This window comes from Halobaculum halobium (genome assembly GCF_030127145.1).
GTDB classification, from domain to species: domain Archaea; phylum Halobacteriota; class Halobacteria; order Halobacteriales; family Haloferacaceae; genus Halobaculum; species Halobaculum halobium.
Window position 1 is genome coordinate 1080285 of the sequence record NZ_CP126158.1, and the last position, 19283, is coordinate 1099567.

General features: G+C 67.9%; 18 protein-coding genes. 6 read left to right on the forward strand and 12 right to left on the reverse strand.

Annotated elements, in window-relative coordinates; translation table 11 throughout:
- Positions 1 to 166: 166 nt before the first annotated feature.
- Entirely contained in the window at positions 167 to 2785 is a 2619-nt protein-coding gene (locus P0Y41_RS05705) for a heavy metal translocating P-type ATPase (protein ID WP_284063002.1), read from the forward strand.
- A 194-nt stretch (positions 2786 to 2979) separates the two neighbouring features.
- Complete coding sequence (locus P0Y41_RS05710; RefSeq protein WP_284063003.1) at positions 2980 to 3378, forward strand: CopG family ribbon-helix-helix protein; 399 nt, start codon at positions 2980 to 2982, stop codon at positions 3376 to 3378.
- Positions 3379 to 3429: 51 nt separating this feature from the next.
- Here the strand turns inward: P0Y41_RS05710 and P0Y41_RS05715 are convergent, their stop codons facing one another.
- The 4 genes from P0Y41_RS05715 to P0Y41_RS05730 all read right to left on the reverse strand — a co-directional run bounded on the left by P0Y41_RS05715 (position 3430) and on the right by P0Y41_RS05730 (position 7276).
- A complete protein-coding gene (locus P0Y41_RS05715) occupies positions 3430 to 4968 on the reverse strand; it encodes a cryptochrome/photolyase family protein (protein ID WP_284063004.1) in 1539 nt (512 codons plus the stop codon).
- Positions 4969 to 5106: 138 nt separating this feature from the next.
- A complete protein-coding gene (locus P0Y41_RS05720; RefSeq protein ID WP_284063005.1) occupies positions 5107 to 5271 on the reverse strand; it encodes a DUF8143 family protein in 165 nt (54 codons plus the stop codon).
- Positions 5272 to 5496 (reverse strand): zinc ribbon domain-containing protein, encoded by a 225-nt coding sequence (locus P0Y41_RS05725; protein ID WP_284063006.1) that lies wholly within the window; start codon positions 5494 to 5496, stop codon positions 5272 to 5274.
- Between the two features lie 121 nt (positions 5497 to 5617).
- A complete protein-coding gene (locus P0Y41_RS05730) occupies positions 5618 to 7276 on the reverse strand; it encodes an acetate--CoA ligase (RefSeq protein WP_284063007.1) in 1659 nt (552 codons plus the stop codon).
- A gap of 143 nt (positions 7277 to 7419) precedes the next feature.
- Here P0Y41_RS05730 and P0Y41_RS05735 point away from each other — a divergent pair, with 143 nt between their 5' ends.
- The 4 genes from P0Y41_RS05735 to P0Y41_RS05750 all read left to right on the forward strand — a co-directional run bounded on the left by P0Y41_RS05735 (position 7420) and on the right by P0Y41_RS05750 (position 10547).
- Positions 7420 to 8397 carry an aldo/keto reductase gene (locus P0Y41_RS05735; protein WP_284063008.1) on the forward strand — a complete coding sequence of 326 codons (978 nt, stop codon included), beginning with the start codon at positions 7420 to 7422 and terminating at the stop codon, positions 8395 to 8397.
- Positions 8398 to 8531: 134 nt separating this feature from the next.
- Complete coding sequence (locus tag P0Y41_RS05740) at positions 8532 to 9881, forward strand: S8 family serine peptidase (protein ID WP_284063009.1); 1350 nt, start codon at positions 8532 to 8534, stop codon at positions 9879 to 9881.
- 203 nt (positions 9882 to 10084) lie between these two features.
- Positions 10085 to 10219, forward strand: a complete 135-nt coding sequence (locus P0Y41_RS05745; protein WP_284063010.1) for a hypothetical protein — start codon at positions 10085 to 10087, stop codon at positions 10217 to 10219.
- A gap of 94 nt (positions 10220 to 10313) precedes the next feature.
- Complete coding sequence (locus P0Y41_RS05750; protein ID WP_284063011.1) at positions 10314 to 10547, forward strand: DUF7543 family protein; 234 nt, start codon at positions 10314 to 10316, stop codon at positions 10545 to 10547.
- A gap of 18 nt (positions 10548 to 10565) precedes the next feature.
- On the opposite strand, the gene P0Y41_RS05755 is transcribed toward P0Y41_RS05750, so the two are convergent.
- The 8 genes from P0Y41_RS05755 to P0Y41_RS05790 form a co-directional block, all read right to left on the reverse strand.
- Positions 10566 to 11402: a CBS domain-containing protein gene (locus tag P0Y41_RS05755; RefSeq protein WP_284063012.1), complete on the reverse strand. Its 837-nt coding sequence runs from the start codon at positions 11400 to 11402 to the stop codon at positions 10566 to 10568.
- 136 nt (positions 11403 to 11538) lie between these two features.
- A complete protein-coding gene (locus P0Y41_RS05760; RefSeq protein WP_284063013.1) occupies positions 11539 to 12996 on the reverse strand; it encodes a DHH family phosphoesterase in 1458 nt (485 codons plus the stop codon).
- Positions 12997 to 13172: 176 nt separating this feature from the next.
- Positions 13173 to 14681 carry an NADH-quinone oxidoreductase subunit N gene (locus tag P0Y41_RS05765; protein WP_284063014.1) on the reverse strand — a complete coding sequence of 503 codons (1509 nt, stop codon included), beginning with the start codon at positions 14679 to 14681 and terminating at the stop codon, positions 13173 to 13175.
- Positions 14681 to 16219 (reverse strand): complex I subunit 4 family protein, encoded by a 1539-nt coding sequence (locus P0Y41_RS05770; RefSeq protein ID WP_284063015.1) that lies wholly within the window; start codon positions 16217 to 16219, stop codon positions 14681 to 14683. Before P0Y41_RS05770 ends, P0Y41_RS05765 begins: the two co-directional genes overlap by 1 nt.
- The gene (gene nuoL / locus P0Y41_RS05775; protein ID WP_284063016.1) at positions 16216 to 18267 is read right to left on the reverse strand and encodes an NADH-quinone oxidoreductase subunit L; all 2052 of its coding nucleotides are present in this window, start codon (positions 18265 to 18267) and stop codon (positions 16216 to 16218) included. Before nuoL ends, P0Y41_RS05770 begins: the two co-directional genes overlap by 4 nt.
- A gap of 3 nt (positions 18268 to 18270) precedes the next feature.
- Entirely contained in the window at positions 18271 to 18573 is a 303-nt protein-coding gene (gene nuoK / locus P0Y41_RS05780) for an NADH-quinone oxidoreductase subunit NuoK (protein WP_222608505.1), read from the reverse strand.
- Positions 18573 to 18953: a proton-conducting membrane transporter gene (locus tag P0Y41_RS05785; RefSeq protein WP_284063017.1), complete on the reverse strand. Its 381-nt coding sequence runs from the start codon at positions 18951 to 18953 to the stop codon at positions 18573 to 18575. The genes nuoK and P0Y41_RS05785 overlap by 1 nt, the downstream gene beginning before the upstream one ends.
- Positions 18950 to 19225 carry an NADH-quinone oxidoreductase subunit J gene (locus P0Y41_RS05790; RefSeq protein ID WP_284063018.1) on the reverse strand — a complete coding sequence of 92 codons (276 nt, stop codon included), beginning with the start codon at positions 19223 to 19225 and terminating at the stop codon, positions 18950 to 18952. Before P0Y41_RS05790 ends, P0Y41_RS05785 begins: the two co-directional genes overlap by 4 nt.
- Positions 19226 to 19283: the final 58 nt, after the last annotated feature.

Sequence of the window (19283 nt, forward strand, 5' to 3'; positions counted from 1 at the left end):
GGCGTAGCGGTCGGGTCGATATTCGTGTTTCGGTCGAGGAACGACTGGTGGTTTTACTCGCAAGCGTTTCGATTCGATCTGCTTTACGATCCGAAGTATCGTTCCGCTATAAGCACCGGTATCGAAGGCACAAGTCGCATGAATATGGCCCCCGTAGTATGAGGTAATGAGTGATCAACGGACCGTCCGGATAGACATCGGCGGCATGACCTGTGCCAACTGCGCCGCCACCATCGAGGACGCCGTCAGCGACATCGACGGCGTCGGCGAGGTGAGCGCGAACTACGCCACCGACGAGGCGACCGTGGCGTACGACCCCGAGCGCGTCTCGGTGTCTGCGGTGTTCGACGCGGTCGAGTCCGCCGGCTACGACCCGATCGCCGAGACCGTCACCGTCGGCATCACCGGGATGACGTGCGCGAACTGTTCGGCGACCATCGAGGACGCCGTCGGCGGCCTCCCCGGCGTCGTGAGCGTCGATGCGAACTACGCGACCGACGAAGCGACCGTCCGGTACGCGCCGTCCGTGACGACGCGCGAGGAGATCAACGGCGCAGTCGAGGACGCCGGCTACGAGCCGATCCGCGACGACGGCACCAGCGACGGCGGCGAGTCGGCGAAAGACGCCGCGCGGGCGGCGGAGTTACAGCGCCAGCGCCGGCTGACGCTGTTCGGCGCGGCGCTGTCTGCGCCGCTTTTGGCGATGCTCGTGCTCGAACTGTTCGCGCCCGGCACCCTCTCGGAGGAGATCCCCGGGACCGGGCTGCACATCGGCTGGGTCGCGTTCGCGCTCGCGACGCCGGTGCAGGTGGTCCTCGGCCGCGAGTTCTACGAGAACTCCTACAAGGCGCTCGTCGTCAACCGCCGCGCGAACATGGACGTGCTCATCGCGCTGGGGTCGTCCACGGCGTACGGCTACTCCGTGATAGCGCTGCTCGGCGTCCTCCCGCAGGCGGGGCTGTACTTCGACACGGCCGCGCTCATCCTCGTGTTCATCACGCTCGGCAACTACCTCGAGGCGCGCTCGAAGTCGCAGGCCGGCGAGGCGATCCGCTCGCTGCTGGAGCTGGAGGCCGAGACGGCGACCGTCGTCCGAGACGACGGCACCGAGGAGGACGTGCCGCTTGAGGACGTGACGGCCGGCGACCGCCTGAAGGTGCGACCGGGCGAGCGCATCCCGACGGACGGCGTCGTTCGCGAGGGCGAGTCCGCCGTCGACGAGTCGATGGTGACCGGCGAGTCCGTCCCCGTCTCGAAGGAGGCTGGCGACGAGGTGATCGGCTCGACGGTCAACGAGAACGGCGTGCTCGTGATCGAGGCGACGAAGGTCGGCGAGGAGACGGCCATCCAGCAGATCGTCCAGCGCGTGAAGGAGGCGCAGTCGCGCCAGCCGGACATCCAGCGCGTCGCCGACCGGATCTCGGCGTACTTCGTCCCCGCGGTGATCGCCAACGCCCTCTTGTGGGGGGCGGTGTGGTTCCTCGCGCCCGAGACGCTCGCCGGCGTCGTCACCGCGCTGCCGCTGTGGGGGCTTGCGGCCGGCGGCCCCGCCGCAGTCGGTGTGACGGAGTTCGCGGTGCTGGTGTTCGCGTCCGCCGTCCTCATCGCCTGTCCCTGTGCGCTCGGGCTGGCGACGCCGGCGGCGACGATGGTCGGGACGAGCATCGGCGCCCAGCACGGTGTCCTCTTCGAGGGCGGCGACGTCCTCGAACGCGTCAAGGAGGTCGACACGGTCGTCTTCGATAAGACGGGCACGCTGACCGAGGGCGAGATGCATCTCACCGACGCCCGCCCGGTCACCCCTGCCGCCGACGGTGCGGTGGCCGGCGAGGAGGGTGACGAGCGGGACAGCGAGGAAGGCGGAGTAGCGCCCGAGGCGGCCGAATACGATGACGCGACCGAACGCCTGCTCGCGGCCGCAGCGACCGCCGAGGGCGGGAGCGAGCACCCGATAGCCGAGGCGGTCGTCGCCGGCGCCCGCGAGCGCGGCGTCGAGCCGGGCGACCTGCAGGTGCTTCAGAACGTCTCCGGGAAGGGGATCCGCGCGCGCACCGAGCACGGCACCGTCGTCGTCGGGAAGCCCGAGCTGTTGCGCGAGGAGGACGTCGACCCCGACCCCGCGCTGGACGCGATGCGCGAGCTTGAGACTGAGGGGAAGACGGCGATGCTCGTCGCCGCCGACGGCGAACTGTTGGGCGTGCTCGCGGTCGCCGACGAGGTGCGCGAGTCGGCCGTCGACGCGGTCGCGGCGCTCCGCGATCGCGGGATCGTCGTTCACATGATCACCGGCGACAACGAGCGCACCGCCCGCGCGGTCGCCGAGCAGGTCGGTATCGACCCCGACAACGTCCGCGCGGGCGTCCTCCCCGAGGACAAAGCCGACGCCGTCGAGTCGATCCAGGCGGACGGCTCGCGGGCGATGATGGTCGGCGACGGTGTCAACGACGCGCCCGCGCTGGCCTCGGCGTTCGTCGGCGTCGCCATCGGGTCGGGCACCGACGTCGCCATCGAGGCGGCCGACGTGACGCTGATGCGCTCGGACCCGTTCGACGTGGTGAAGGCGATCAACGTCTCGGAGGGGACGCTCGCGAAGATCAAGCAGAACCTCTTCTGGGCGCTCGGCTACAACACCGCGATGATCCCCCTGGCGTCGCTTGGGCTGCTCCAGCCCGTGCTGGCGGCCGGCGCGATGGCGTTCTCCAGCGTCTCCGTGCTGGCGAACAGCCTGCTGTTCCGGGCGTACGACCCCGACGAGCGCTACCGCCTGTTCGGCCGGCTCCGGTGAACCGAGAGGGCTGACCGCTCTCCCGCCGGCGTCTCGCTTCCCGCCACGCTACACCACCCCGACCAGGAAGCCGAGCCCCATCGCGGCGAGCACGACCGACGGTGGATGACGCCGGGCGAAAACGCCTGTTATGACACGACCGGTGCGGCCGTAATACCGAAACGCCGAACCGGCGGGGGCGACGACTCCGGGGTATGCGGACGAGCCTGAACGTCCCCGACGACGCGCTCGCCGAGTTCGACGCGGTCGCAGACGCCGAGGGGTTCGACTCCCGCTCGCGGGCCGTCCGCGAGGCGATGGCCGAGTACGTCGAGCGTCACACCCGCCTGGAGGACGCCGCTGGCGAGGTCGCCGCCGTCGTCGCCTTCGATTACGTTCACGACGAGGTGATCCGCGCGCTCCACGGCGTCCAACACGACTACCAGGACGTGATCACGACCACCTCGCACGTCCACCAGGGCGAGTGGTGTCTGGAGACCGTCTTCTGCCGCGGCGACGCCGCCCGCGTGCGCGAGTTGGTCTACCGCCTCCGCGACTTCGACGCCGTCCGTCGGGTGCGGGTGCTGTCGCTCGTCGGCGGCGGCGACCGCTGAATCGCCGAATCGCCGAATCGTCGAATCAGTAAACCGTCGAACCGATTCACCCTACAGGGTCCCGTCGTCTCCCATCTCGCGGATCTCGGCGGCCCGCTCTTGGATCGCCGCCCACTCCTCGTCGTCCTTGTCGTCGACGTGCGAGTACATCAGCCCCATCCGACCCGTCCCCCGTAGGATCGCCTCGTTGTCCTTCAGGAAGTCCCAGTAGAGGGCGTTGAACGGACACGACCCCTCGCCCGTGGTCTTGGTGTGGTAGTAGGGGCACGACGAGCAGTAGTCGCTCATGCGGTTCACGTAGTTCGCCGACGAGGCGTACGGCTTCGAGGAGACCGCGTCCGTCGCGAACGTGCCCATCCCGACCACGTTCGGTGTCGTCACCCAGTGGAACGCGTCGACGAATCCGAGGTGAAACCAGCGGTTCAGCTCGTGGGGGTCCGCGCCGTAGATCAGCGCGAAGTTCGAGAGGACCATCAGCCGCTCGATGTGGTGGGCGTACCCGCGGTCGCGGACGTGTTTCACCGCCTCCGAGAGGCAGGTCATCTCCGTCTCGCCGGTCCAGTACGCCTCGGGGAGGTCGCGGGTCTGATCGAGTTGGTTCGCCTCGTCCATCCCGGGCATCGACTCGCGGTACACGTGCCGCATGAACTCCCGCCAGCCGATCACCTGCCGGACGAACCCCTCGACGGCGTTGATCGGAGCGTCGGCGTCGGGGTCCCGGTAGGCGTCGACCACGGCGTCGACGACTTCCCGCGGGCGCAACAGCCCGAGGTTGATCGCCGGCGACAGCAGCGAGTGTGACAGCGCCCACTCCCCTTCGACCATCGCGTCCTGATACGGCCCGAACTCGGGGAGCCGCACCTCGACGAACTGCTCCAGCGCGTGCAGCGCCTGCTCGCGCGTCACCGGCCACGCGAAGTCCGCGAGGTCGGCGCCGCCCCAGTGGTCGTCGTATCGGTCGGTCACGAATTCGTGGACCTCGCGGGTGATCGCGTCCGGTTCGAACTCGGGGATTCTCGGGGGGGACCAGTCGTCCGGCGGCGTCTCGCGGTTCGCGTCGTCGTAGTTCCACTCGCCGCCCGCCGGGTCGTCGCCGTCCATCAAGACGCCCGTCTCCCGGCGGACGTGACGGTACCAGTGCTCCTGTCGGTAGGTTCCGTCGCCGCCGTCACCCGCGGTCGACCCGCCGCGGGAATCGACCCACTCGTCCCAGTCTTCGTGGCTGGTGAGGAAGCCGTCGTTGTCGACGAGCGTGCAGTGGCCGCCGCGGTCGACGACCATGTCGCGCAGGCGCTCGCCGGCGCCGTGGCTCGCCGGGCGCTGGAGCACGAGCGCGTCTCCCTGATTCGCCTCGAAGTACCGGTCGAGCCCCTCCCCGAACGACTCGGCCTCGACGTAGGTCACCTCGTAGCCGGCCTCGCGGAGGGAATCGCGGGCGTGGCGCATCGCCGAGAACACGAGCGTGAGTTTCTGCGGGTGGTACGGCATACGCTCGGCGAAGCCGTGGGCCTCGATCATGAGGACGTGGTCGTCGTGCTGGAGCGGTGCGGCGTTCGGGTTCAACTGGTCGCCGAGGAGCCAGACGGTCATGGATGGGTGAGCGCGACGGACCGATCCACGACCGCCCGACGCAAGGGTGTTGCGACGGGGGGGGGTCGCGTCTCCGCCGGCCCGATTCGCCTGCCCTGGACGCGATCGCCGACCGTGCACGATCGCCTCCCGCTCGACTCAGTCCTCGGGTGTGTCGCGGCGGGCGGCCCGCTCGGCAGCCTCGCGGTCCGCGACGTTCGCCGCGTCGCGCTCGCGTTCGTCGCGGACCAGCACGTAGAGCACGAGCGGTGCCGCCAGCGCGAGCAGGAGGAAGAGGACGAACAGGACGCCGACGCCCGCCATCTACCCGAAGAAGACGTCCACGATGTCGCTCCCGGCGGAACCCGTGTCGCGGTACAGCTCCGAGTAGCCGCAGTTCGTACACGAGACCACCCGAAAGGAGTTGGTCTGGATGTCGAACATCTTGCTCAGTCCGCCGCCGGTGGTCGATATCTTCCCGACCTCGGCGTCGGTGTGACCGCACTTGGGACAACCGTCGTCGCTATCGGTGGAGGGCGCGGATGCCATACGCCGGCGTTCTCCGGGGGACAGAATAAGTCTTGGGCGGGTAAGATGCGGGAGACAGTGGACCGGAAGCCGGGACCGTGAGCGTCGGATCGTCCGCGACGGCTGCCGCCCCGTCGACGGATTACTCTCCGAACTTCTCCTTCTCGCGCTCGCGCAGTTCGATCCGCCGCGTCTTGCCCGAGGAGGTCTTCGGCAACTCGTCGACGTACTCGATCCGGCGGGGGTACTTGTAGGGCGCAGTCTGCTCTTTCATGTAGTTCTGGAGCTCCTCGGTCAGCTCGTCGCTCCCCTCGTCGCCGTCGGCCAGGACGACGTACGCCTTCACCACGTCGCCGCGCTCCTCGTGTGGCGACCCGACAGCCGCGGCTTCCGCGACCGCCTCGTGGGAGACGAGCGCGTCTTCGACCTCGAACGGGCCGATGCGGTAGCCCGCCGAGAGGATGATGTCGTCGGCGCGGCCCTCGAAGAAGAAGTAGCCCTCCTCGTCCTCGCGCGCGAGGTCGCCGGTGCGGTAGTAGTCGCCAGAGAACGTCCGATCGTCGAGAGCGGGCTTCTCGTAGTAACTGTCGAAGGTTCCGGGATTGCCGACCGGGACCGCGATCTCGCCGATCTCGCCCGGCTCGACCTCCTGTTCCGCTTGGGTGTCGATGATGGTGGTGCCGAGGCCGGGCGTCGGCTTGCCCATCGACCCCTCCTTCACGTCGATCCCGGGGTAGTTGGAGACGAGACACACCGTCTCCGTCTGACCGTAGCCGTCGCGCGGCGTGATTCCGTAGGCATCCTGTATCGCCTCGATCGGCTCGCGGTTGAGCGGCTCACCGGCCGACAGCGCCTCCTGCAGATCCAGGTCGTACCGGCTCAGATCGGTCTGAGTGAACATTCGGTACTGCGTCGGCACCGCGCACAGCCGGGTCACGCCCTCCTCCTCCATCACGGAGAGGAAGTCGTCGGCCTCGAAATCGCCCTCGTACAGTAGCTGGCGCGCGCCGGTAGTGATCCCGACACCGACGGGCGACCAGAACCACTTCGCCCAGCCCGTTCCCGTCGTCGCCCACAGCAACTCCTCGTCGAGGTCGACGTCGTCGTCGGTGACGCCGGGTGCGTCGGCGCCCTCGGCGGTGACGCCCCACCAGTACGGGGCGTTGACTAACTCGAACGCGCGCATCCAGCGGTGGCGGTGGAGGACGGGCTTCGGCTGGCCCGTCGTCCCCGAGGTGTAGTTGATGCTCATCGGGTCCTGTGCGCCCACGTCGGGGCCGTCGTGTTCGGTCTCGCGGCCGTCGATCAGGTCGTCGAACGCGTGCCAGCCGTCTGGACCCGATCCGCCGACTGCGATCAGGGTGTCGACCGGGGTCTCATCGACGATCGGTTCGACCATGTCCACGAGCGACTCGTGAGCGACGACGGTGGTCGCCTCACAGTCGTTCGCGCGGAACGCCAGATCCTTCGGCTTTAGCATCTCCGAGCAGGGGACGACCAGCGCGCCGCGCTTGAGCACGCCCAACTGGACGGCGAACACGTCCGGATGGCGTGGAAGGAGGTGCATCACGCGGTCGCCCTCGCCGACGCCCAGGGACTCGAGGGCGTTTGCAAACCGGTTCATGTCGCCGTGGATGTCTGAATATGTCCGCTCGGCGCGCGTCCCCTCGTCGTCGAGGAACGTGACCGCAACCCGGTCGCCGTACGCCTCCGCGTGGCCCTCGACGACCGACGGGAGGGTGTAGTCGTCGGGGATATCCCACTCGAAGTCGTCTACTGCGGCCTCGTAATCGACTGGCATACGCGGACGGTGGATAGTATACGAAATAATCGTTTGGGTAGCCCCGTCGGGTGTGGTGAACTGACCCGGAAACCGCCGGCAAACGGGGACCTACGTCGCGGCCGCCACCTGAACTTTTATCGCCCGCGGTCGACCCCCCGAGTATGGAGTACACCACCCTCGGTGACACGGGCATGACCGTCTCGCGGATCTGCCTGGGCTGTATGAGCTTCGGCGACCCCGACTGGCGCGACTGGGTCCTCGACGAGGAGGAGGGGACCGAACTCGTCGAGCGCGCGATCGACCTCGGGGTGAACTTCTTCGACACCGCTAATATGTACTCCAACGGCGAGTCCGAGCGGGTCCTCGGCGACGCGCTCGCGGGGTACGACCGCGACGAGTTCGTCGTCGCGACGAAGGGCTACTTCCAGATGCGCGAGGGCGACCCGAACTCCGGCGGTCTCTCCCGGAAAGCGGTCCAGCAGGAGTTGGACAACTCGCTCGACCGACTGGGGATGGACACCGTCGACCTGTATCAGACGCACCGATGGGACGGCGAGACCCCGATCGAGGGGACGGTTCGAGCCCTCGACGAGGCGGTTCGCGACCGCAAGGCGCGCTACGTCGGTGCCTCCTCGATGTGGGCCCACCAGTTCGCCGAGGCGCTGCACACGGCCGACCGCCTCGGACTGGAGCGGTACGTAACGATGCAGAACCACTACAACCTGCTGTATCGCGAGGAAGAGCGCGAGATGCTCCCGCTGTGCGAGCGCGAGGGCGTCGGCGTGATCCCGTGGTCGCCGCTGGCCCGCGGGTGGCTCGCCCGCCCGGTCGACGAACTCGACGCGACGACGCGCGGCGAGAGCGAGGAGCACGCCCGCCGCCACCCGTACCTGGAGGGCGGCGGCGAGGAGATCAACGCCCGCGTCGCCGAGTTGGCCGACGATCGGGGCGTGAAGATGGCCCAGATCGCCCTCGCGTGGCTGTTCGAACAGGACGCCGTCGACGCCCCCATCGTGGGGACGACGAGCGTCGAACACCTCGAAGACGCCGTCGAAGCGCTCGACATCTCGCTGTCTTCGTCGGAGATGACGTATCTGGAGGAGCCGTACGAGCCGGTCCGGGTGTCGGGTCACGAATAGGCGCCCACGACGCGGACTGGGTGGTTGACCGCGGACGAGTACTGGCGATATATTCACAATCCTCGTGCGAAAACGTTCTTATGAGGTAGTAAAGTTCACAAATACTTATTTGATATTATCCCACTATGTGTGGTATGTCTCGACATAGACGTCGGACGTTCCTGAAGCTGAGCGGTGGCGTATTGGGCGGCATCTTCGCCGGCACGACCGTGACGGCGGCCGAGCGGACGGACCGGTTCATCGTGAAGACCAACGGTGGCGGGGTGCCGGCCGACCTCGATGTCGTCCACGAGCTGCCCGGTGTGGACTTCGCCGTCGTCGCGGATAGCGAACAAGCGGTGCGCAAATCGGCGGCCGTAACGGGATACGCGGCCGACCTAGAGGTTCGCCTCGCCGACCCGGAGGTAAATCAGCGGAGTCCGGACGTCGAAGAGGCGGGAGTAGCGGACGAGCCGCTGTACCCGCTCCAGTGGGACAAACAGGCTCAAGACATTCCGGCCGCACACGACGTGACGAAAGGGGAGGGCACACGCGTCGCGATCATCGATTCAGGTGTGTACGCGGACCACCCGGACCTGGACGTGAACATGGAGCTCTCCCGGAACTTCACCGACGACGGGGAAGGAGCGGGAGTGCCCGCGGGCGACGACCACGGGACGCACGTCGCCGGGACGGTCGCGGCGGTCGATAACGACGAGGGAGTCGTCGGAACCGCTCCCGCGACGGATCTGGTCGACTGCCGCGTGTTCTCGTACGCACCGGGGGCGTCCTTCGGCGACATCCTGGCCGCGGTGGTGTACAGCGCCGCGATCGACGCCGACGTCGCGAACCTCTCCCTGGGCGCGTACCCGATCCCGCGACAGGGACAGGGGTCGTTCTACGGGAAGGTCCTCAACAGCGCGATGACGTACGCGAACAAGCAGGGCACCTTGCTGGTGATCGCCGCCGGCAACGACGCCGCGGACCTCCAGCGCGACAAGAACTTCATCAGCCTGCCAAACGAGGGCGCACAGGCGGTGTCGGTCGCAGCGACCGGTCCGATCGGGTTCGGCTGGGGTGACGACGGACTCGACGCCCCGCCCGAGAGCCCGTCGTTCTTCACGAACTACGGCACGAACGCGATCACCCTTGGAGCGCCCGGCGGCGACGCGGATCTGTCCGCGATCGGCTCCGGCGTTCCGTGGTACAACGACCTCGTTCTCAGTACGACCGCAGACGTCGAGTACGTGTACGAGGACGTAGACGGGGACGGAGAGGAGGAGCCCGTCGACTATCTCGGCGCCGAGCCCACGTACGGCTGGAAGGCCGGCACGTCGATGGCGGCGCCGAACGTCGCCGGGGCGGCCGCGCTCGTCAAAAGCGCCAACCCAGACTACAACGCCAATCAGATCGAAAGCGCCCTCAAGCAGGCCGCCGATGTCCCCGACGGCTACGACAAGACGTACTACGGGTCCGGCTTCCTGAACGTCGTCGACGCGTTGTGAGCGTCGCGATGGCGAGATAGAAGGGCGGACCTGAGAACAGACAGTCACCGATTTTTCCCATCACCGCCGGCCTACCCGGAAGCGACCGGTACCGCCCGGGAGATCCGCCGCACGGTGGACGGGTCAGTGGAACCAGTTCACGGGCCGGAACACACCGGTCAAGCGTTGTACAACTAACTGGTATCCACTGTGACACCATCGCCATGGCGCTTGTAGAGACGGCGACGTTCGAGTGTGGGGGCTGTGGCACCTGTGCACCGTCGACGTGGATCGACTACGACCGGCTCTTGTACCCGGTCTGCCCCGAGTACGGTCGGGCCACCGGCCCGCTCGCCTGACAGGTTCGGTCCTGAGGGTGTCGGCGTCCGCGTGCCACCCACTTGAACCGGGTCGGCCGCTGCGTTGACGACGGGGGGCTCCGAAGGACTACACATGCCCTGGAAGGAGGCCGAGACGCCCGAGCGGTACGACGAGTGGGAACGCGAGGACGGGTACGCGACGCTTCGGGTCCGCGAGCGCCGCGACGGCAGCTACGTCGTCCGGCTGGACCGCCTCGAACAGGCGCCCGACGGCCGTGGCTACCGGCGCGAGCGCGTCGCCGATCGCGAGCGCGCGGACGAACTGATCGAGGAGTGGAAAACGGCGTTCGACCGCTACGGGGAGTGAGAGACCGGACCGGTCGCCTCACTCGTCGTCGCTTTGGAACCGTCTCGTCGTTTCGACCAGCGGGTGGCGCGCGTAGTCCACCACCTCGATGTCGGTGATCGACTGCAGGCCCTCCTTGCGCGCCGTGCGCTCCATGCCGAGTTCGACGTGGTCGGCGATCACGATGACGTACGCGTCCATCTCGTCGATCCCGAGCCGGTGAGCCGCCATCACGCGGTGATGGCCGTCCGCGAGCACGAGCGTGCCGTCGTCTTCGATCTCGCCGCTGGCGCTCGGATTGTCGATGACGACCAGCGGTTCAGCGAGGCCGCGTTCGAGTTCGTAGCGGCGTCCCTCTAGCTCGTCGGCGTACACCCGGGCTTGGGTCGGGAGGAGGTCGTCAAGGCGGACGTCCCGCCGATCCTCGCTGGTGGAGATGCCGTGGATCTCCTCGAGTGTGCGCATCAGCTTCCCCACCTTCTCGGGGGTCGCCCGCTCGATCTGCGAGCGGATCACGTCCGTGTTGGAGATGATGCCGACGAGGTGGCCAGCGTCGTCGACCACCGGGAGCTTCTGGATGCCCGAACGGAGGATCACCCGGGCGGCGTCGTTGATATCCATCTCCGGGTGGGCGACGATGATGTCGTCGCTCATCACGGTGAACACCGGCGCGTCGCCGTCGGCCGACAGCAGGTCGCGCGCGGAGATGAACCCCACCACGGTGCGCCCGTCGGTGACGGGGAACCCGTTGTGGTTGCTGTCGATGATCCGCTCGACGGCCTCTTTGACCGTGTCGTCGGGCGACACCGTCGCCACGTCCCGGGTCATGTACGCCTTGACCGCCGCGCTCGACAGCTCGGTTGTGCCCTCGCTCATTCGTCGTGCGATTCGGTGGGGCTCCGGGTAAGCGTTCCTCTCGCCCGGGCTGACCGCACTGCGTCTCCGTACCGCCGATCGTGGCCCGTCCCCGGTCCCGTCGGTCCTCGTCGGGGAACGCCCGTCCCCGGTCCCGTCAGTCCTCGTCGGGGAACGCGACCGCCCGGTCGGTGGACCGACGGGGGGCCTTCGGCGCGTCCTCGAGCGTTTCGAAGAACCTGCCGGCGACCGTGTCGCGGACGATCTCCGTGAGCGACTCGGCCGAGTCGTCGCCCACGTCCGCGAGGATCCCGAGCGAGAGCTGTGCGCCAGCCATGTCGGCGTGACCGCCGGCGGATCCCATTTGGTCGAGGGCGTCGCGCAGCGTCTCGCCGAGGTCGAGGTCCGCGCCGCGCGCGCGGCCCGAGGCGTAGACGACGCCGTCGCGGTAGCCGTACACCAGCGTCGTGTCGACGCCCTCCATGTCGAGCAGCCGTTCGGCGGCCTGCGCGAGGGCGTCGCGGTCAGCGATCTTCCCCACGCAGGAGGCGACGACGGACCCCCGCTGTTCGCGCGCCTCGATAGCGCGGGCGAGCACGTCCAACACTCCGGGGGTGAGACTCGGCGACTCCACGCGATCGAGGACCTCCGTGTCCGCGTGCGACAGCAGCGACGCTGCGGCGTCAAAGTCCGCTTCGCTCACCTCCCGGGTGAAGTCCTTCGTGTCGATTCGAATGCCGTACAGCAGGGCGGTCGCCACCTCCGCCCCCGGGGTCAGCCCGAAGCGGTCGAGGTACTCGACCATGAGCGTGGAGGTGGCGCCGACGTCGTCGCGCAGGTCGACGAACCTGGCGTCGATCGGCTCTCGCGGCGGGTGGTGGTCGACGACGACGACCGGCTCGACGTCGGTCGGAAGCGAGTCGTTGACGCCCGGGCGCGAGTGGTCGACGAGCGCGAAGCCCGCGAACTCCTCGCGGGGGTCGACCTCGGGGTCGAGCTGGCGCATATTGATGTTGAGGAGGTTCACGAGCGCGCGGTTCTCCTGGTGGGAGATGTCCCCGTAGTAGCAGGCCTCGGCGTCGGTGCCGGCGAACTGTGCGATCCGGACCAGCGCGACCGCCGAGGCGATGGCGTCTGGATCGGGGTTGTCGTGGGCGACGACCGCGAGTTTCCCGTCGACCGAGCGGAGGGTGCGGACCAGTTCGCGGAGTCGGTCTGCGGTCTCGCCCGTCGCCACCTCGAGCACGCGGTCGGCAGCGACGCCGATGGGATCGATGACGCGATCGGCCAGCTCCCGGAGCGCTCGGAGGTCCGCCTCGGTCGCGTCGTCGCCCGCGTACGCGACGAGCATCGCGTGAGGAAACCGATCGCGGGCGCGATCGGCCGCAGTGAGGTTCGCCGTGGCGGACGCGCCCGCGACGACGACCAGATCGGCGTGGTCCGGGTAGTTGTCGGGATCGCGCGGGTCGGCTTCCAGCGCGGCGACGTGTTCGTCGCGCAGCGCGGAGACCCGACCGCTGTCGTCGGTGATCACGTGAAGGTCGCCAGACCGGTCGGTCAGCGACTCGACGATGTCGTTGCCGACGGTTCCGCAGCCGAGCACCAGCCGACGCATTACAGGGGACGGTCGGTCTGGACCGGCAAAACCCTGCCGTCATTCGTCGGTCGGGGACCGCGGTCACCGTGACCGAGAACGACAGCGACTCGAGTCGAACGGGATCGTCTCGAGTGAGCGCGGATCGGCAACGCAGCGGTCCGCGAAGAACGAGCGCGAATCGGAGTTCCCCTCAGTCAGGGGACGATCGTCGTCGCGACCGACTGCGCCGTCTCGATGACGGGTGCAAAGCCGGGCAGCAGCAGCACCGTCGCGACGGCGGCGAACACGATCGCGGCGTACAGCGCCGTCGGCGTCGAGCCGAGTTCGAACTCGCCGACGACGTCGTCGAGCCACAGCGCCTTCACGACGCGGCTGTAGTAGAACAGCGACAGCGCGCTGTTGACTGCGCCGACGGCCGCGAGCCACCAGAAGCCGGCGTCGATGGCGCCCATGAACAGGAAGTACTTCGAGAAGAACCCGCCGAACGGGGGCAGCCCCGCCAGCGAGAACATGAACACGGACATCGCGACAGACGCCATCGGCGCCTTGCTCGCCAGCCCCGCGTAGTCGTCGAAGGTGCGGCCGACGCCCCAGTGTTCTGCGAGCGCGACGAACAGGAACGCGCCGGTGTTCATGAACCCGTACACGAGCAGGTGCGCCATCGACGCGCCGAGCACGTCACCCCCGGCGCCGCCGGTGAAGGCGGCGAGACCGATGAGCGCGTAGCCCGCGTGGCCGATCGAGGAGTACGCGAGCATCCGCTTGACCTCCTCTTGGGTCGCGGCGGCGAAGTTCCCGAGCGTCATCGTGACGACCGCGAGCACCTGGAACAGGAGCACCCAGTCGATGCCAGCGTCCAGCGGGAAGCCGACGACGAACACGCGGAACGCGACCGCGAAGCCGGCCGCCTTCGAGGCGGACGAGAGGAACGCCGAGACGGGCGCGGGCGCGCCCTCGTACGCCTCCGGCGCCCAGAAGTGGAACGGGACGGAGGCCGTCTTGAACGCGAAGCCGCCTGCGACCATCAGGATGCCGACGGCCGCAACGCCGGTGAGTCCCTCCGGACCGCCGGCGAGCGCGTCGTACACGTCGGGCAGCAGGAGGCTCCCGGTCGCGGCGTACACCAGCGAGATACCGAACGCGAACACCGACGACGACAGCGCGCCGATGAGGAAGTACTTCAGCCCCGCCTCGACGCTGCCGGCGTCGCGCTTCAAGAATGCGACCAGCGCGTACGACGGCAGCGAGGCGAGTTCGAGCGCGATGAACGCCACGGCCAGGGAGTTGGCCGCCGCCATCAGCGCCATCCCGGTCGCCGCGAACAGCACCAGCGAGTAGAACTCCGCTTGGTGCGGGTTATCGCTGAGGTAGTCGTAGCTCGCCACCACGACGAGCGCGGTCACGGAGGCGAACAGCGCTTGGAAGAACAGCGCCATCCCGTCGACGACGAGCGCGTCGCCGAACAGCGCGATAGCGCCGCCGGTGCCAGGCTGTCCGGTCCCCGCCGAGAGGAACCAGCCAGCGAGCCCGAGCGAGGTCAGCGACCCGACGGTCGCGATGCCCGCCAGCAGGGCCGGCTGGGAGTCGTCCGGGTTGATGCTGTCGACGGCGACCAGCAGGAGGCCGGTCACCGCGAGCGCCAGCGCCGGCGCGAGCGCGGCCCACTGCGGGAGCTGATCGGCCTGGAGAAGCGCGGGCTCCATCAGGCACCACCCCCGACGACCGCGACGACCGGCTCGATCGCGTCAGTGATCATCTCGAAGAAGATGTTCGGTGCGACGCCGAGCGCGATGGTGCAAAGCAGCAGCACCGCCAGCGGCGCCACGTCGTGGAAGTACGCGCGGCGAACCTCGTAGTCGGTTTCGAGGGAGAACTCCCCGAACAGCGTCCGCTGCATCGCGAACAGGAGGTACCCCGCCACGATGACGATGCCGAACATCGACGCCGCGGTGAACAGCGGCGCAGACGGGATCACCGTGGACGCGAACGCCCCCTGGAAGATGAAGTACTCGGCGGCGAACCCGGCCATGAGCGGGAGGCCCATGTACCCGAACGCGCCGGCGATGAGGATGCCGACCGTGATAGGCATCTTGTCCGCCATCCCGGACATGTCGCCCACCATTCGCGTGTGCGTGACGTTGTAGATGACGCCGACCGCCATGAACATCAGCCCCGAGATGAGGCCGTGGGCGACCATCTGGAACGTCGCGCCGCCGATCCCGAGCCCCGTGTACGCGATGAGGCCGAGGATGACGTATCCCATCGAGGAGACTGAAGAGTACGCGACGATGCGCTTCAGGTCCTGCTGGGCCAGCGCGAGCATCGCACCGTAGATGACGGATATCACCGCGATCGCCGCGATGACTGTTGCCACCAACGGGCGAGTCGCCACGTCGGGGAGCATGGTGAAGTTGAACCGCAGCAGCGCGTAAGTCCCCATCTTCAGGAGCACGCCCGCCAGCATCACCGACACCGGCGTCGGCGCCTCGACGTGAGCGTCGGGCAGCCAGGTGTGGAACGGAACCACGGGCACCTTCACCGCGAAGCCGGCGAACATGGCCGCGAACGCCGCGAGCTTCAGCGTGTCGGCGGAGAGCCCGAGGTAGTTCAGATCGGCCAGCCCGCCGTTCTGCAGCGACTGGGTGATCTCCGGCAGCCCGAAGGAGCTGACGGGGAGGTTGAACACCAGCGCCATGAACCCGATGAACATGACGAGACTGGCGATGTTCGTGTAGACGAAGAACTTGATCGCGGCGTACTTCCGGCGCGGGCCGCCCCACACGCCGATGAGGAAGTACATCGGGACCAGCACGGCCTCCCAGAACACGAACCACAGGAAGAAGTCGAGGGCGGTGAACACGCCCAGGAGGTTCGCCTCCATGAACAGCATGAGGCCGTAGAACTGCGACTGACGCGCGTCGATGGGCGTCCACGCAGACACGATGGCCAGCGAGGACAGCACCGTCGACAGCACCACCAGCGGGAGGCTGATCCCGTCGACGCCGACGAACCACTGGAGGTCGTAGCCGGCGACCGTCAGCCATTCGAACTGCGTTTCGTAGGCGATGCTCCCGGCCATGAGCGCGTTCCCGCCGGCGTCGAAGCCGGCCCACATGTACAGGCTCCCGACGACCGGCAGGAGGCTCAGCGCGAACGCGAGCTTCCCGGCGTACTTGTCGGGCGCCAGCATGACGACCAGCGCAGCGAGGAACGTGACTCCGATGAGTGCTTCAATAATCACAGTAACCACCCCCCGAGGACCCCGAAGACGACGAGCAGCGCCGTCAGCCCCAGCGTCACCAGCGCGGCGTAGTTACTCACGACGCCGGTCTGGATGCGGCGGATACGCGAGCCAGAGAACAGGCTCACGCTCGAGACGGCGTTGACGGTGCCGTCGATGACGCCCTGATCGAAGGTGTCCGCGGCGCGGGCGAGGGGGAGCACGACCCGCTCTGCGAGGTACACCTGATACTCGTCTTGGTAGTAGTTATCGTACAGCAGGTTCTTGGCCGAGCCGAGCTTGTCGGTGTGCTCGACGGGTTCGGGCACCGCGTACAGGCGGTAGGCAAGCCCCAGGCCCAGCAGCGCCAGCCCGAGCGACACGGCCGCGCCCAGCAGGACCGTCGTCAGCTCGGTGCCGATGTACGCCGAGGAGTACGGATCGATTTCGGCGTAGTGGTGGACGGTCAGGTCCGAGAAGCCGCCGTCGAGCCACGCGTGGAGGAAGTCCACGTGCGCGCCCGTGAGGACGCGGATCGGCGCGAGATTGACCGCGCCCGCGATCGTCGCGAGCACTCCCAACACCGCGAGCGGCAGCTTCACGTTCCAGCGCACCGACTCCGGCGACTCCGCCTGCTCGGTCCGAGCGTCACCGTGGAAGGTGAGGAACACCATCCGGAACGTGTAGAACGCGGTGACCGGAACCGCGAGCAGGCCGAAGAGGTACCCAACCAACAGGAGCGGCTGGCCGTCCAGCCCGTGGATGAGGGTTTCGAAGAGGATCTCGTCTTTCGACCAGAAGCCGGCGAAGGGGAAGATCCCCGCCAGCGCCAGCGACCCGGCGAGGAACGAGTAGTAGGTGACGGGCATCTTGTCCTTGAGCCCGCCCATGTCCCACATGTTCTCGTTGTGGTGCATCGCGAGGATGACCGACCCGGCGCCCAGGAACAGCAGCGCCTTGAAGAACGCGTGGGTGAGCAGGTGGAACGTCGCGGCCACGTAGCCGCCCGCGCCCAGCGCGAGCATCATGTAGCCGTACTGCGAGATGGTGGAGTACGCGAGCACCTGCTTGAGCTCGCGTTTCACGATCCCCATCGTCCCGGCGAACAGCGCCGTGAATCCGCCGACGAGCGCGATGACGCCCAGCGCCGTCGGCGACACCGCGTAGAACCCGTACATCCGCGCGACGAGGTAGACGCCGGCGGCGACCATCGTGGCCGCGTGGATGAGCGCGGAGACCGGCGTCGGGCCCTCCATCGCATCGGGGAGCCACGTGTGCAGCGGGAACTGCGCGGACTTACCGATCACGCCGCCGAGCACCAGCAGGCCGACGACGGTGAACCACGCCTCGGAACCGAGCCCGAGGAAGGTGTTGGCCGTGTACTCGCCCGCCAGCGCCTGTTCGGCCAGCACCGGGAAGCCGGGCGCGGCCTCGGTGCCGACGAACTGCGCGGTGCCGAACGTCGCGAACACGGCGACGACGCCGACGAGGAAGAAGTAGTCACCGAAGCGGGTGACCAGGAACGCCTTCTTCGCGGCCGACGGCGGCCCGGGCTCGCGGAAGTGGAAACCGATGAGGAGATACGAGCACAGCCCCACCAGCTCGAAGAACATGAACGCCATGAGCAGGTTGTCGGCGACGACGAACCCCAGCATCGAGGCCGTGAACAGGCCAAGCCCGGCGTAGTACCGCGGGAGGCCCGTCTGGCCGTCGTCGTTCATGTATCCCAGCGAAAACACGTGGACGAGCAACGCGACCAGCGTCACGATGACGAGCATCATCGATGACAGCGGGTCGATGAGCAGGCCGAAGGTGAGTTCGATCCCCTCCGTCCCCGGCACGGCGCCGGCGGCCCACGTGTAGATCGTTTCGTCGTAGACCTCGCCGCCCGCCACGGCCGCGGCCATCGCGACCGAAAGCACCAGCGACCCGGCGGTCGCCGCGATGCCGGGGATGGCGCCGCCCTTCGGCAGCAGGTCGCGCCCCGAGAGCGCGGTCCCGACCGCGATCAGGAACGAGAGGAACGGGAGCAGTACGATGGCCGGCCCGAAGTCGAAGATTCCTGCCATATGTTACCACCTCATCGTCGTCGCTTCCGTCACGTCGATCTCCTTGAAATTGCGGTACAGCACGAGGATGATCCCGATGCCGATCGCGACCTCCGCGGCCGCCAGCGCCATCGTGAACAGGCCGAACGTCTGGCCCGTCACGTTCCCCCAGTAGTAGGAGAACGCGACGAGATTGATGTTGGCCGCGTTGAGCATCAGCTCGACCGACATCAAGAACAGCAGCGCGTTCCGTCGGGTCAACAGCCCGAACACGCCGATACAGAAGACGGCTGCCGCCAAGAGCAGGTAGTACTGCGGCGGCACCATCAGTCGTCACCTCCGCGGAGCCGGTCGCGGATCTCGCGTCCGCCGTCGGTGAGCACGCCGCCGATACTGCCGTCCTCCTCGCGCTTCGCGAGGAACACGGCCCCGTCGATCGCGACGTCGAGCACGATCGCGATGAGGACGAACGCCACGACGAAGCCCTCGCCCGAGACGACCGTCTCGGAGATGATCTCCGTATCGACGTTGAACATCGCGTAGCCGATGCTCGCGGTGATCGACGCGCCCTCGGCGAAGCCGGCAGGTTCGCCGAACGAGGCCTGCAGGAACACCGCGGCGAACACGGCGAACAGCGCGACCGCCGCGAGCCCCGGGACGAGGTGCCCCCCGAGCTTCAGGCGCGGTCGCGATCCGGCGTCGCTCACGCGTCGAGCACCTCCATTGCCTCCGGTTCACCCTCCCTGCGTACCAGCATCACGGCGAACGTGATGAGGATCAGGACCCCGCCCACGTAGACGAGGATCTGCATGGCGGCCAGCAGCTCCGCCTGCAACATCACGTAGTGCACCGCGACGCTGAGCAGCGCGGCCCCGAGGAGGAGTGCGGAGTGCCACACGTCCTCGACGAGCACCACGCCCAAACTGCTCCCCACGGTGACGAGGGCGAACAGCGCGAACGCGATAGTCTCTACAACCATTATGCGACACTCCCGTCGGAGTCCGTTTGAAGGTTTCGAGAACGTTTGCGCGTGTGGG